This is a genomic window from Micromonospora sp. NPDC049204 (assembly GCF_040647935.1).
Classification (GTDB): Bacteria; Actinomycetota; Actinomycetes; order Mycobacteriales; family Micromonosporaceae; genus Micromonospora.
The window spans coordinates 51292-64533 of record NZ_JBEZDC010000018.1 but is presented as its reverse complement, the minus strand read 5'-3'; the positions used below and the strand labels follow the sequence as shown (position 1 = coordinate 64533).

Annotated in this window: 15 protein-coding genes and 1 pseudogene; 5 read left to right on the top strand and 11 right to left on the bottom strand. The window is 72.9% G+C overall.

All coding sequences use genetic code 11. The features are described 5' to 3' along the window. Window positions 1-4: 4 nt before the first annotated feature. The 3 genes from AB0A90_RS28200 to AB0A90_RS28190 are packed head-to-tail and all read left to right on the top strand — an operon-like array spanning window position 5 to window position 2903. Complete coding sequence (locus tag AB0A90_RS28200; RefSeq protein ID WP_357253804.1) at window positions 5-1273, top strand: sensor histidine kinase; 1269 nt, start codon at window positions 5-7, stop codon at window positions 1271-1273. Next, entirely contained in the window at window positions 1270-1911 is a 642-nt protein-coding gene (locus AB0A90_RS28195) for a response regulator transcription factor (RefSeq protein ID WP_357253802.1), read from the top strand. Before AB0A90_RS28200 ends, AB0A90_RS28195 begins: the two co-directional genes overlap by 4 nt. Before the next feature lie 23 nt (window positions 1912-1934). Further along, complete coding sequence (locus AB0A90_RS28190; protein ID WP_357253800.1) at window positions 1935-2903, top strand: YafY family protein; 969 nt, start codon at window positions 1935-1937, stop codon at window positions 2901-2903. Here the strand turns inward: AB0A90_RS28190 and AB0A90_RS28185 are convergent. The 6 genes from AB0A90_RS28185 to AB0A90_RS28160 form a co-directional block, all read right to left on the bottom strand. Next, window positions 2894-3808, bottom strand: a complete 915-nt coding sequence (locus tag AB0A90_RS28185; protein WP_357253798.1) for an SDR family oxidoreductase — start codon at window positions 3806-3808, stop codon at window positions 2894-2896. The genes AB0A90_RS28190 and AB0A90_RS28185 overlap by 10 nt on opposite strands. A 55-nt stretch (window positions 3809-3863) precedes the next feature. Beyond that, on the bottom strand, window positions 3864-4601 hold the full coding sequence (locus tag AB0A90_RS28180; protein ID WP_357253796.1) for an alanyl-tRNA editing protein: 738 nt from the start codon (window positions 4599-4601) through the stop codon (window positions 3864-3866). 11 nt (window positions 4602-4612) lie between these two features. Then, a complete protein-coding gene (locus tag AB0A90_RS28175) occupies window positions 4613-5500 on the bottom strand; it encodes an alpha/beta hydrolase (RefSeq protein WP_357253794.1) in 888 nt (295 codons plus the stop codon). Next, complete coding sequence (locus AB0A90_RS28170) at window positions 5497-5811, bottom strand: DUF2516 family protein (RefSeq protein WP_357253792.1); 315 nt, start codon at window positions 5809-5811, stop codon at window positions 5497-5499. Before AB0A90_RS28170 ends, AB0A90_RS28175 begins: the two co-directional genes overlap by 4 nt. Before the next feature lie 71 nt (window positions 5812-5882). After that, the gene (locus tag AB0A90_RS28165; protein WP_357253790.1) at window positions 5883-6575 is read right to left on the bottom strand and encodes a hypothetical protein; all 693 of its coding nucleotides are present in this window, start codon (window positions 6573-6575) and stop codon (window positions 5883-5885) included. Next, window positions 6572-7186, bottom strand: coding sequence for a helix-turn-helix transcriptional regulator (locus tag AB0A90_RS28160; protein WP_357253789.1), 615 nt, complete (start codon window positions 7184-7186; stop codon window positions 6572-6574). The genes AB0A90_RS28165 and AB0A90_RS28160 overlap by 4 nt, the downstream gene beginning before the upstream one ends. A gap of 112 nt (window positions 7187-7298) precedes the next feature. Here AB0A90_RS28160 and AB0A90_RS28155 point away from each other — a divergent pair, with 112 nt between their 5' ends. Continuing rightward, complete coding sequence (locus AB0A90_RS28155; RefSeq protein ID WP_357253788.1) at window positions 7299-8096, top strand: alpha/beta hydrolase; 798 nt, start codon at window positions 7299-7301, stop codon at window positions 8094-8096. Between the two features lie 37 nt (window positions 8097-8133). On the opposite strand, the pseudogene AB0A90_RS28150 reads toward AB0A90_RS28155, so the two are convergent. The 4 genes and pseudogenes from AB0A90_RS28150 to AB0A90_RS28135 form a co-directional block, all read right to left on the bottom strand. Beyond that, a pseudogene (locus AB0A90_RS28150) lies at window positions 8134-9090 on the bottom strand (asparaginase); the annotation flags it as partial. Between the two features lie 94 nt (window positions 9091-9184). Beyond that, complete coding sequence (locus AB0A90_RS28145) at window positions 9185-10012, bottom strand: 3-keto-5-aminohexanoate cleavage protein (protein ID WP_357253786.1); 828 nt, start codon at window positions 10010-10012, stop codon at window positions 9185-9187. Window positions 10013-10035: 23 nt separating this feature from the next. Continuing rightward, window positions 10036-11148 carry a folate-binding protein gene (locus AB0A90_RS28140; protein ID WP_357253784.1) on the bottom strand — a complete coding sequence of 371 codons (1113 nt, stop codon included), beginning with the start codon at window positions 11146-11148 and terminating at the stop codon, window positions 10036-10038. Continuing rightward, window positions 11145-11573 (bottom strand): Fur family transcriptional regulator, encoded by a 429-nt coding sequence (locus tag AB0A90_RS28135; RefSeq protein ID WP_357253782.1) that lies wholly within the window; start codon window positions 11571-11573, stop codon window positions 11145-11147. Before AB0A90_RS28135 ends, AB0A90_RS28140 begins: the two co-directional genes overlap by 4 nt. A gap of 69 nt (window positions 11574-11642) precedes the next feature. Here AB0A90_RS28135 and AB0A90_RS28130 point away from each other — a divergent pair, with 69 nt between their 5' ends. Beyond that, window positions 11643-12521, top strand: a complete 879-nt coding sequence (locus tag AB0A90_RS28130) for an aminotransferase class IV (protein WP_357253780.1) — start codon at window positions 11643-11645, stop codon at window positions 12519-12521. Here the strand turns inward: AB0A90_RS28130 and AB0A90_RS28125 are convergent, their stop codons facing one another. Then, on the bottom strand, window positions 12522-13109 hold the full coding sequence (locus AB0A90_RS28125; RefSeq protein WP_357253779.1) for an FABP family protein: 588 nt from the start codon (window positions 13107-13109) through the stop codon (window positions 12522-12524). Window positions 13110-13242 lie beyond the last annotated feature (133 nt).

Sequence of the window (13242 nt, the reverse complement as noted above, 5' to 3'; positions counted from 1 at the left end):
TGCGATGACCTGCAACGGTGGGCACGACCGTCTGACCGGTTGGCGTGAGCGCGAGGCGAGCCTCTATCGGGTGTTCCCCTTCGGCGGGCTGGCCCTGGGCACCTTGCTGGCCCTCGTCGCACCGGCGCCCCGCAGCCTGGGGGCGATGCCGACCCTCGCCGTCGCCGCGGCGGCCGGGTGCTGGGTCGCCTGGTTCATCACCCTGCACCCCGGGTGGCAGAGCCGGCGCGGGTTGATGGCGGTCTACTACGCCGGGCTGCTCACGTTCGCCGCCGTGCTGGTGGCCGCCAGTCCGTGGTACGGCTTCTTCGCCTGGGTCGGTTACATCCACGCCTTTTCGGTGCTACGCACTCACTGGCGGATCGTCGGTGTCGTCACCACTGCCACCCTCGTCGCCACGTCGCAGGGCGGCGGCCTGACGGTGGTGACGTCGAACCTGCCGCTCTGGCTGGTGCTGGTGCTGTTCAACCTGGTGGTGGCCGGCTCGGTGAGCTGGTTCGCGATGGTCGCCGAACAGGAGGACGCCAAGCGCCGGCGGTTGGTGGTGGAACTCGGCGAGGCCAACCGCCAACTCACCGAGACGGTCCGGGAGAACGCCGGGCTGCACGCCCAACTGCTCACCCAGGCTCGGGAGGCCGGGGTGCTGGACGAGCGGCAACGGATGGCGCGGGAGATCCACGACACCCTGGCGCAGGGGTTGACCGGCATCATCACCCAACTGGAGGCGGCCGAGCAGGGCCGCGACCGGTCCGCCGACTGGCGCCGGCACGTCGACAACGCGCTCGCCCTGGCCCGGGAGAGCCTCACCGAGGCCCGTCGCTCGGTGCAGGCGGTCCGCCCGGAACCGTTGGAGACGGCCCGGCTGCCGGACGCCCTCGTCGAGCTGGGCGGGCGCTGGGCGGCCCGGAACGGGGTACGGGCCGACGTGGCCACCACCGGCACGCCCCGCCCGCTGCACCCGGAGGTCGAGGTGACCCTGCTGCGGGCCGCCCAGGAGGCGCTGTCCAACGTGGCCCGGCATGCCGACGCGTCGCGCGTCGGGCTGACCCTGTCGTACATGGCGGACGTGGTCACGCTCGATGTCCGGGATGACGGGACCGGCTTCGACGTCACCGACCGGCCGGCGCCCCGCGAGCCGGGCGGCGGGTACGGGCTGACCGCCATGCGGCAGCGGGTGACCCGGGTCGGTGGCGAGTTGGCCGTCGAATCCGAGCCGGGCGGCGGCACCGCAATCTCGGCGTCCGTCCCCGCGCTACCCGGAGGTGCCGGTTGACCGCCCCGATACGACTGCTGATCGTCGACGACCATCCGGTCGTGCGGGACGGCCTGCGGGGCATGTTCACCGGCGACCCCGATTTCGAGGTTCTCGGCGAGGCCGTGGACGGCTCGGAGGCGTTGGCCCTGATCGCGACGCTGCGGCCGGACGTGGTGCTGATGGACCTACGGATGCCCGGGATGGACGGGGTGACCGCCATCGGCCGGCTGGCTCGCGCCGGGAGCACCGCCCGGGTGCTGGTGCTCACCACGTACGACACGGACGCGGACGTGCTGCCGGCGATCGAGGCCGGTGCGACCGGTTACCTGCTCAAGGACACCCCTCGGGAAGACCTGGTGCGCGCGGTCCGGGCGGCGGCCCGTGGTGAGTCGGTGCTCGCGCCGAGCGTCGCCGGGCGGCTGATGGGTCGGCTGCGCGCTCCCGCCGAGGAGCCGCTGAGTCAACGGGAGCTGGAGGTGCTCACCCTGGTGGCCCGGGGTGCCTCCAACCGGGAGGCGGCGACCCGCCTGTTCATCAGCGAGGCCACCGTCAAGACCCACCTGCTGCACGTGTACGCCAAGCTCGGGGTCAACGACCGCGCTGCCGCGGTGGCCACCGCGTACGACCGGGGGTTGCTGACGCCCGGCGGGCGGTGAGCGGCACCGGGCAGGATGGGCGGGTGCGCGCGTCCCGGCTGATCTCGTTGCTGTTGCTGTTGCAGGCGCGCGGGTCGATGACCGCGAGCGAGCTGGCGCGGGAGTTGGAGGTCTCCGAGCGGACCGTCTACCGGGACGTGCTGGCCCTCTCCGCCGCCGGGGTGCCGGTCTACGCCGATCGGGGTCGGGCCGGCGGTTACCGGCTGCTCGGCGGCTACCGCACCCGACTGACCGGGCTGACCCGGGACGAGGCGGAGGCGCTCTTCCTCAGCGGGCTGCCCGGGCCGGCCGGTGAGATGGGGCTGGCCGACGCGGTCGCGTCCGCCGAGCTGAAGGTGCTCGCCGCGCTGCCGCCCGCCCTGCGCGACGCTCCGGCCCGTGCCGGGCAACGGTTCCACCTGGACGTACCGGGCTGGTTCCGGGAGACCTCGCCACCGCTCTGGCTTCCCGAGTTGGCCCGGGCGGTCTGGGCGGACCGGGTGGTGGAGCTGCGCTACCGGCGCGGCGACCGGGAGGTGACCCGCCGGGTCCAGCCGTACGGCCTGGTGCTGAAAAGTGCGGTCTGGTATCTGGTCGGCCGGGCCGGCGACGACGTGCGCACCTACCGGGTGGACCGGGTCACCGGGGTCGAGGTGGGCGACGAGCAGTTCGACCGCGACGAGGGCTTCGACCTGGCCGGGCACTGGCGCGAGCAGGCCGGGTCGTTCCTGCGGACCATGCTGCGGGCCGAGGTCGCCGTCCGGCTGAGCCCCGCCGGCCTGCGCCAGCTCCGGCACCTGGTCGATGCCCCCTTCGTGTACGACGAACTGGTCGCCGCCGCCGGTCCGCCCGACGGGCAGGGCTGGGTGGTGGCCCGGCTGCCCGTCGAGTCGGTCCCGGTGGCGTACCGCCAACTGCTGGGGCTCGGCCCCGAGGTGGAGGTGCTCGATCCACCCGAGTTGCGGCAGTTGTTGGCCGAGGCGGCGGACCGCCTCGGCGCGCTCTACCGGTAGCCGGTGACGTCCGCCGGCTTGCCCGCGTCGACCACCTCGGTGATGTAGCGGAAGCCCTCCGGTTGGCTGCCGTCGAGGTCGGTGAAGCCGTACACCTTGGACAGCGTGCCGGCGTCGACGGACTGGCCGTTCCAGCGGGCCTTGTCCTCGTCGGCGGCGAGCGCGGCCACCGCGCGGCCGACGAAGGCCGGGGTCTCCGAGATGAGGAAGTTCGGGTCGGTGGCGGCGCCGTCACGCCAGTTCTCCTCGGTCACGCCGAAGTGCTCAAGCATCGCCTCGGAACGGATCCAGCCGGGGGTGAGCGCCACGGCCGTGCAACCGTGCGGCTTCAGCTCGTGCGCCTGAATGAAGGCGAGCCGGTTGACCGAGACCTTGGCCAGGTCGTAGAAGACCGACAGCCGGTAGTTCTCGTCGTTGTACGCCTTGGTGCCGTCCCCCATCTCCACCACCAGACCGCCGGGCTTGCGGATCAGCAGCGGCAGGGCGAAGTGGCTGGTGATGATGTGCGTGTCGATGGCCAGCCGCAGGGTGCGGAAGCCGGCGTCCAGCGGCTGCTCCCAGACCGGCTTGTCCCAGGTGACCAACGGGTCGCCACCCCAGATGTCGTTGACCAGCACGTCGAGCTGGCCCTGCTCGGCGTCGATCCGGGCGACCAGGTCGCGGACCTGCTCGGGCACCAGGTGGTCGACCCGAACGGCGATGCCGGTGCCGCCAGCCGCGGTGACCGCCTCGGCGGTCTCCTCGATGGTCTCCGGCCGGTTCATCTCCGAGCGGCCGGCACTGCTGCTGCGGCCGGTGGCGTAGACGGTGGCGCCAGCGGCACCGAGCTGGATCGCGATCTGCCGACCGGCGCCCCGGGTGGCGCCGGCGACAAGCGCGATCTTTCCTGCGAGCGGTTGTGTCATGCCTGCGACGTTGCCAGCGATACCTGACAACCGGCGTCCGAATTCGTCACCCGATCTAGTCCACCAACCGGACGCGGACGCGGCGGTTGGCCCGGCCCTTGCTCTCCACCTTCACGACCTGCACCTTGCCGATCTGCGCGGTGGACGCGACGTGGGTGCCGCCGTCGGCCTGCACGTCCAGCCCGACGATGTCGACGATCCGGACCTCCTGCTCGTCCGGCGGAATGAGGTTGGACTGGGTACGGATGATGTCCGGCAGGGCCAGCGCCTCGGTGCGCGGCAGCACCCGGGTGGCGACCGAGCGGTCGGCGGCCACCTCGGCGTTGACCAGCTCCTCGATCCGGCTCTTGAAGTCCGGCGGGACCTCGGGGAGGTTGAAGTCCATCCGAGCCTCGCCAACGTCCATGGAGTTGCCGGTCACCAGCGCGCCGAAGTCGCGGAACACCACACCGCAGAGCACGTGCAGGCCCGAGTGGGTACGCATCAACCGGGTGCGGCGCTCATCCTCCAGCGCGCCGACGACCTCGGTGCCGACCGGCGGCAGCGGGTCACCCTCGGCGGGGATCAGGTACGGGTCGTCGCCCTTGCGGGTGCCGACGATCCGGGTCTGCACGCCCTGCCACAGCAGCACTCCGTGGTCCGGCGGTTGGCCGCCGCCGCCCGGGTAGAACGCCGAGCGGTCCAGCACGATGCCCTGCTCGGCGTCGGCGTGCAGGACCGTGCACGTCCACTCGCGCAGGGTCGGGTCGGCGAGGTCGAGCCGGTGCGTGCGGCCATGTTGTGTGACGCCCATGACAGGGCAGGTTACTCGTTCAGGAAGCCGGCGATGCGGTCCCGCAGGTCGGCGCGTTCCGTCCAGAGGACGCCGGGCCTGTCGTACACGTGCAGGGTGGCCTGGGGCAGCGCGACGGCGAGCCGCTCGGCGACCTCGACCGGATGCAGGTCGTCGCCCGCGCAACCGATGACAAGCGCCGGCGCGGTGACCGCCGCCAGGTCGCCGATCTGGCGCAGCGACGTCTGCTCCGCAAGCGTGCCCAGCCCCTCGGCCAGACCGTCGCGCAGCAGCTGGTCGAGCCGCTGCCGCAGGTACGCCCAGCCGGCAGGTGTGTTGCGCACTGCCGCGGGCAGCTCCAGCGCGACGACGTCGGCGACCGCCGAGGCCTCCCCGCTCTGCACCGCCGCCAGCAGATCCGTGATCCGTTCGTGGGCGACCGGCCCGCGCGGCTCGTCGAGCACCGCCGGCAGGAAGAAGACCAGCTTCTCGAAACGCTCCGGGCTCTCCGCGAGCAACCGGCAGAGGGCACCGGCGCCGAGGCTGGCGCCGAACGCCCGGCTGGCCCCGCCGAGGTCTGCGATCGCGCGCAGATCCCGGGCCAGGTCCAGGTAGTCCCACGACCCGTCCGGGGCGTCGGAACGGCCGTGCCCGCGGAACTGGAAGAACACCTTGCGGCCGGTCACGCCACTGCCGAACGGGCGGGTGGTGGCGATGCCGTTGCCCAGCCCGTGCGCGAACACGGTGACCGGATCACCGGTGCCGGTGACCAGCCGTTCCAGGCGTACGCCGTGCGGGGTGGCGACCAGCTCGGTCTCCGGCTCCGGCAGCGCCGGTCGGCCGGTACGCGGCCCACCCGGGCCGGGACCCCAGGTGCGGGGTCCACTGTCCGGTGGGGGTGGCCAGCGAAAACCTCTCACCAGAACCCTTTACCGTCGCTCAGGTCGCGCAGACCGACCCGAACGTCGAGGAGGTAGATCAGGCCGGCGGCGATCCCGATCAGACCGAAGAGGCTGATCGGGCCGAAGCCCAGCAGGGTCAGCACGAGGCAGACGGCGAGGATGGCGATCCAGCCGCCCTTCGGGAGGGTGCCAATGGCGGGGAAGGCGTCGGAGCGCTGGGTGATCGCGTGCACCAGAGCGACGCCCTGGACGATCAGCGCGAAGACGAGCAGGATCAGCTCGATCACGGAGCGGACTTCGAACGCGAAGATCGGCGCGGCGTTGGCCATGCCGGCAAGCTTATGTCGAGGACCCCGGCTACGTCCGACAAGGACGCCGCCGGGGTCGTCGACCTGACGAACTACTCGGCCGCCGGGCGGGTCCGCTTGGTGGCACCGGGAAGCTTCGCCGACGGGGTCGCGGCCGGCTTGGCGGCCTTCGGCGCACGGGCGGCCTTCTTGGCGGCGGCCGGCTTGGCCTCGACGATCTCGGCCACGTCGGCCGGGGTCGGCACGTCGGCGGAGGTCGACACGTCGGCGGGGGTCGCGACCGGGGCGGCCGGGGTGGCGGTGACGGGCGTCACTGTCTCGGTCGCCTCGATGTCGGCGTTGACCGTCTCGGCGGCCTCCAGCACGCCGGCGCCGACAACCCGCTCGCCGCGGGCGACAAGCGCGCCGTACGCCGCGTAGGCCCGTTCCTGGGCGGCCTGCGCGCCCGCGAAGACCATGATGGCGTTGCGGGTCGCGGCTGCCCGCAGCTTGTCGAGGTCGGCGGCCTCGCGCAGCTTGGCCAGGTCGGCCGACTCGCGGAGCTTGGCCAGGTCCAGCTCGCGCAGCGTGCCGGCGGTCTCGTTGGCGGTACGCAGCGTCTCGGTGGCCTTCTGCCGCAACTCGAAGCCGGTCAGCACGGCCCGGCCGCCGAGGTCGGCGACGACCCGGGTGCCGAGGACGCCGACCACGGCCGGCAGCTTGCGCAGCTGCTCGATGGCCAACTCACCGGCGCCAGCGGCGGCGTAGATCGGGGCGGGGATGCGGTTGGTCTTCGGCTCGCTCATGAGGTCTCCTCTTCGGCCACCGTGGCGGCCTCGCGGGCCGCCGGACCGGCGGCCTTCTTCTCGGGGGTGCTGGTGCTGCCCGGGGCGGGTGCGGTGCCCGCCTCGGTGACGGCGACCGACTCGAGCACGGCCTCGGTCGGGGTGCCGCCTGCGGTGGTGGGGCCGGTGGCGGCCAGGTTGGCCACGTCGGCGGGCTGGTCGGCGACGTCGGTCGGAGTGGTCGCTCCGGTCGCGCCGGTGCCCTCGGCCTCGGCCCGGGCCTCGGCCAGCCGGGTGTTCTCCCGGCGGAACGTCTCGTAGATCTGGCTGAGCGACTGCTTCTGGGCCATCGTCAGGTCGGTGTCCACCGCGATGGCGGCCAGCACACCGTGGCCCTCCTTGTCGTCGAGCAGCCCGGCGCGCAGGTACATCGCCGGGGTGGAGACCCGCAGCGCGCTCGCCAGTTGCTGAAGCACCTCGGCGCTCGGCTTGCGCAGCCCGCGCTCGATCTGGCTCAGGTACGGGTTGCTGACCCCCGCCTGCTCGGCGAGCTGTCGCAGCGAGATCTTGGCGTTGCGCCGCAGATCGCGGATGAACCCGCCGACGTCGGGAAGGTCCTTGGGTGTGGCCATGGGAGCGACGCTAACCAATCGCGCTAGCTGTTGCAAGCAAAACGCTAGCCGTAGTTAGCAACGTCTCAGCGCCCTGTTTGCGCGCCGCAACGCCGATCCGTACGGTCCGTTCGTGCACACGATCACAGTCAACGGAGCAAGCATCGCGTACGACGAGGCCGGCACCGGTTCGCCGGTCGTGCTGCTGCACGCCGGCATCGCCGACCGGCGGATGTGGCGGGGGCAGGTGCCCGCGCTCGCCACTCGGCACCGGGTGATCGTTCCGGACCTGCGCGGCTACGGAGACTCGGAGTTGCCCCCCACCCCGTTCACGCACCACGACGACGTGGCCGGGCTGCTGGACGCGCTCGACCTGCCCCGGGCCGCCCTGGTCGGCTGCTCCTTCGGTGGGTCGGTCGCCATCGACACCGCGCTGGCCCACCCGGACCGGGTGAGCGCGCTCGCGCTGTTCGACACCGCGGTCTCCGGCAACGAGTGGTCCGAGGAAGCGAACGACCTCTGGGACAGCCTGGTCGGAGAGGTCGACCCGGACGACTTCGTCGCCGGGGCGGCCGGCGAGGTGCGGTTCTGGGTGGTCGGCCCGGCCCGCCAGCCGGAGGACGTCGACCCGGAACTGCTCGCGTTCGCGCAGGAGATGGACCAGCGTGCCCTCGCCGCCGAGTTGGCGCTCGGCGCGGTCGAGGTGGGCGAGCTGACGCCACCGGCGATCGGTCGCCTCGGCGAGTTGACGATCCCCGTCCTGGTCACCGCCGGCGCCGCGGACGTGCCGGATATCAGTCGACTCGCCGACCGGATAGCCGCCGAGGTCCCCGGCGCGGTACGGCTGCCCGACGTGCCGGACGCCGGGCACCTGCTGCCGCTGGAACGTCCGGAGCCGGTCAACGCCGCCCTGCTCGACTTCCTGAACTAGCGGCACGGGCGGCGAGCCGCCCGTGCCGCTGGTGTCGCCAGAGCGGGCGGACCGCGCCGACCGGGACGCCGCCGCCGAAGAGCGGCACCTCCGCGTACTCGGTCAGCACCGGGGCGTCCACACCTAGCCGGCGCAGCGCGGAGACCAGCACCGGCATCCGGGCCCGGTCGGCGCCGTCGTCGATCTTCAGTGCGACGGCGCCGACGCCCGGCAGGGCCACCGCGATCACACCCTCGGCACCAATCTTGGCCAGCAGGCCCGGGACCCCACGCATGAGCCGGGTGTCGTCGGCCTGGGTGCCACCGACGATCTCCGGGTACGCGCGCATGGCGTCGGCCACGGCGCGGGGCACCGAGCCGGGCTCGGCGTCGACCAGCCGGAAGAACGCCCCGGCAAGGCCGGTCAGCGACACGGCGAGCACCGGGGCGCCGCAGCCGTCCACGCCCACCGCCCCCGCCTGTTCCCCGGTGAACTCCTCGATGGCCGCCCGCAGCCGCTGCTGCAACGGATGCTCCGGCCGCCAGTAGCCATCCCGCGGCCACCCGGCGGCCGCGCAGGTCAGCAGCATCCCGCTGTGCTTGCCGGAGCAGTTCATCTGCACCCGGGTGGGTCCGCCACCGGCGCGCAACACGGCCTCCCGGGCCGCCGTGCCCGCCGGCAGGTCGGGTGGGCAGTGCAGGGCCGAGGCGTCCAGCCCGGCGCGCTCCAGCAGCGCACCGACCCGGGCCAGGTGGAAGTCCTCACCCGCGTGGCTCGCCGACACCAGGGCCAGGTCGGCCGGGTCGGTCAACGACAGACCGGCCCGAAGCATCCCGATCGCCTGCATCGGCTTACTGGCCGAGCGGGGGAAGATCGGCGACGTCACGTCCCCGGCGGCGGCCACCGCCGCCCCGGTGCGGTCCAGCACCACCACCGAGCCGCGGTGCGCACCCTCCACGAACCCGGACCGGACCACCTCGGCGAGCGGCGCGCCGCCCTCGTACGTCTTCGTCACGCGCTGGACGGTACCGACGGTCCCGGGGTGCCCGTCGGCGGGGTGACCAGGTGGTCCTCCACCCGGGTGACAGGAGCGCGGGACAGACCCGGCCTTACAGCCCGAGCAGCTCGCGGGCCTCGGTGGTGGTCAGTGGCGGGCGCTGGGCGAGCTGGGCGAACCCCACCGCGCGGGCGACCAGTTGCATGTTGGACTCCACCGGACGCCCCTTCGCGTACGTCACGGTGTCCTCCATGCCGACCCGCAGGTGCCCGCCGGTCGACAGCGCGGCCAACAGCACCGGAAGGGTGCTGCGGCCGACGCCGGTGGCCGAGAAGGTGGTGCCCTCGGGCAGGTCGCGCAGCATCCGGTGGGCGGCGACAAGGGTCTCGGTGGTGCCCGGCATGCCGCCGGGCACGCCCATCACGAAGTCGACGTGCACGTGCCCGCCAACCGGCAGCCCGTACTTGCCGAGCAGTCGCTGCAACGCGGACAGGTGGCCCAGGTCGAAGATCTCGTACTCCGGCACGATCCCGCGCTCCTGCATCCGCGTGTGCAGGTCGACGATGAACTCCCAGCGGTTGAGGAAGACGTCGTCGCCGAAGTTGACAGTGCCCATGGTGCAGGAGGCCATGTCCGGCCGGGCGTCGAGCACGGCGAGCCGGGCCGCCTCCGGGTCGGTCACCGCGCCGCCGGAGGAGAGCTGCACGATCAGGTCGGTGCTGTCCCGCAGCGCCGCCACCGTGTCGGCCAGCCGCACCGGGTCGAGCGTCGGCCGGGCCTCGTCGTCGCGGATGTGGACGTGGATCACGGCGGCGCCGAGCGCCTCGCACTCCTTCGCGGTGAGCAGCAGCTCGTCGAGGGTCACCGGCAGCGCCGGCACCTCCGCCTTGGCCGACTCCGCGCCCGTCGGAGCCACCGTGATCAACGTCCCTGTCGTCATGCCGGCGATCCTAGACGCCCCGCTCAGGACGGGTCGATCGCCGCCGCCGTCTCCCCGATCCGCAGCGCGGCGTCGTCCGGGACGTTCCGCTTCAGCACCGCGAGAGCGACCTGCCCCAGCTCGTGGTGCAGCACCGCGCTGCCGACGAAGCCCACCGCCCGGCCGTCGAGGGTCACCGGCGTACCGGCCACCGGCGGCTGGTCGGTGGTCACCCCGTCCAGGTGCAGCAGTACGAGGCGACGCGGCGGTCGTCCCATGTTGTGCACCCGGGCCACCGTCTCCTGCCCCCGGTAACAACCCTTGTCGAGATGCACCGCCGGGCCGATCAGATCCACCTCCGCCGGAATGGTCCGGTGGTCGGTGTCCACTCCGACCCGGGGCTGCCGAGCGGCCACCCGGATCGCCTCGTACGCCCACAGCCCCGCGACCGGCACGCCGGCGCCGCGCAGTTCCGCCACCACCTGGTCCATCGCCGAGCGGGGCACCAGCAGGTCCACCCCGAGCAGGCCGCGCCGCGCCCAGCCGCCGATCGGCAGCGGTTTGACGTCGTACCGGACACTCGCCCGCGGTGGCACGGCGCCGGCGGCGAACTTCGGACCCGGCACCGCGACCAGGTCCGGTGCGGCCAACCCGGTCACGCCGAGCGTGGCCAGCGCCTCGGTCGCCGCCGGCCCGACCAGCGACAGCAACGCCCGTTCGGCGGTCGCGTCGCGCGGGTCGACCCGGCTGAAGAACCGCATCTTCTCCAGGTAGGTCAGAAGGCCCTCGGTCGCACCCGGCTCGGTGTCCAGCCAGGCGGTCTCGCCGTCCTCCGCGACAAGCGCGTGCTGCTCCACGTGGCCGTGCGGGGAGAGCACCAGCAGCTCGGTGCCCTCACCGGCGGCCAGCGTCGTCAGGTGCTGCGAGGTGATCGTGTGCAACCAGCCGGCGCGCTCCTCCCCGGGCACCGCGATGACTCCCCGGTGCGACCGGTCGACCAGGCCGACCTCGGTGTCGAGGGTGCGCTGCTCGCGCAGCGGGTCCCCGTAGTGCGCGGCCACTCCCCGCACCCCGGCCGCGACGTGCGCCGGATCCGGCTGGTCGCGGCTCGCCTCGTCGATGCTCTCGACGGCCACCGCACCCGCGATGTCGATCATTTGTTGTCCCCGTTCTCGCAGCGTACGCAGACGCCGAAGAGTGACACGTGCCCGATATCCACCCGGAACCCCCGCTGCGCGGCCAACTCGTCGGCGAGCGGCCGGAGCAGCCCCGGATCGATCTCGTCGATCGCCCCGCACTCCCGGCAGACCAGGTGGACGTGTTGGTGCTCACCTGCGGCGTGATAGGTCGGTGAGCCGTGCGACAGGTGCGTGTGGGTGACCAGGCCGAGCCGTTCCAGCAGCTCAAGCGTGCGATAGATGGTGGTGATGTTGACGCCGGCGGCGACCTCCCGGACGGCGGTGTGCACCTGCTCCGGGCTGGCGTGCCCCAGATCGAGCACCGCCTGGAGGACGAGCTGTCGCTGGGGCGTCAGCCGCAGCCCACGGGCTCGCAGCATTTCCGCGAGGGAGGATTCGGACACCGTCCGATCATAGTTCGGCCACCGTGCCGGTCCGGGCACCGCGATCGACCGCCGCTACGCTCGATGGTCATGGTGAAGTCCCCAGCCGGAGAGGTCGGGGCCGATCCGACCGCGCGGACTGTCGTCCTCGGGCGCGGCCCGGTGCCGGCCGGTGACCCGATGCTCCGCGGTGACGACCTCGGCGTACTGCACGGCGACGGCCTCTTCGAGACCATGCACCTGCGTCAGGGCCGGCCGTGGCTGCGCGACGAACACCTCGCCCGGCTGGTCGCCGGGGCCGACGCCGTCGAACTGGCCGTGCCGCCCACCGCGGCGCTGATCGACCTGCTCGACGAGGTGTGTGCGGGCTGGCCAGCGGCTGTGGAGGGGGCACTGCGGTTGGTCTGCACCCGAGGCCCCGAGACCGGCGGCCCGCCCACGGTGTACGCCACGCTGGCGCCCGTACCGGCGGCCTCCCGAGCCGCCCGGCGGACCGGAATCAGCGTGGCCACCCTGCCGCTGGGGATGCCCGCCGACGCCCGCAGCGGACTGGGCTGGCTGCCCGCCGGGATCAAATCGACGTCGTACGCGCTCAGCAGCGCCGCCCGCCGCTGGGCCCGCCGGAGCGGCGTGGACGACGCGCTCTGGATCTCCTCCGACGGGTACGCGCTGGAGGGTCCCACCGCGAGTGTGGTGTGGCTCACCGACGACACGCTCTGCACGGTGCCGGCCGCCAGCACCGGCATCCTCGCCGGTACGACCGTGGCCTGGCTGCTCACCCACGCCGCCGAGCTGGGCCTGCGCGCCGCCGAGCGGATGGTCACCCCCGCCGAGCTGCACGCGGCGGACGGCGTGTGGTTCACCTCGTCGGTACGCGGGGCGGTCGAGGTCCACACGCTGGACGGGGTGCGTCGGGACCGTTGCCCGCGCACCCCCGCCCTACAGGCTCTGCTGGGTTTCCCCGGCTAGTCAGCCACCGACCCGGACGAGGCGGGCGGAGAGGTGCGGGCTGAGCCCGTGCCCCACGGCGGCCAACTCCTGGGCGTAGAGCAGCGCGCCCTCGACGATGCCGAAGAGCCGCTTCCCCCCGGTGACCTCCTTGGCGGTCGGAGTCCGCACCACCGCGTCGGTGGCGAACTCCACCTGCGTGCCGGTGCGCTTGCCCAGGTGCAGCTCCATGATCCCGGTCGGGGTGGTCAGCAGCACCTCCAGCTCATCGGTCGCCCGACCATCCACCAGCACCGGCCGCCACCAGCCGACCTCACGACCGGCCGGACGGACCGGCTTGCTCTGCTCGTCCAGGATCCAGGCGCGGGACTCGTAGTGCAGGAACGGCCGGCCGTCGTGGCTGATCCGGATCTCCTGCGCGTAGTCGAAATCCTCGATGGTGGGGAAACCGCCCTTGCCCCGGCCACGCCAGAGACCGATGTAGGGCAGGAGACCATCCAACGCCGGGTGCAGCTTCGGCCCGACCCGCAGGTCGTGACTCTCCTCGAAGGGGTACTCCTCGACCGGCGGCGCGTTCAGCCACGGCGGCTGCAGCGGATTCTCGCTCACCGGGCCACCTTTGTTCGCGACTGCGGGGCTCGCAAGCCCGGCTCACTCCTCGCGCTCACCGGGCCACCTTCGTTCGCGACTGCGGGGCTCGCAGACCCGGCTCACTCCTCGCGCTCACCGGGCCACCTTCGTT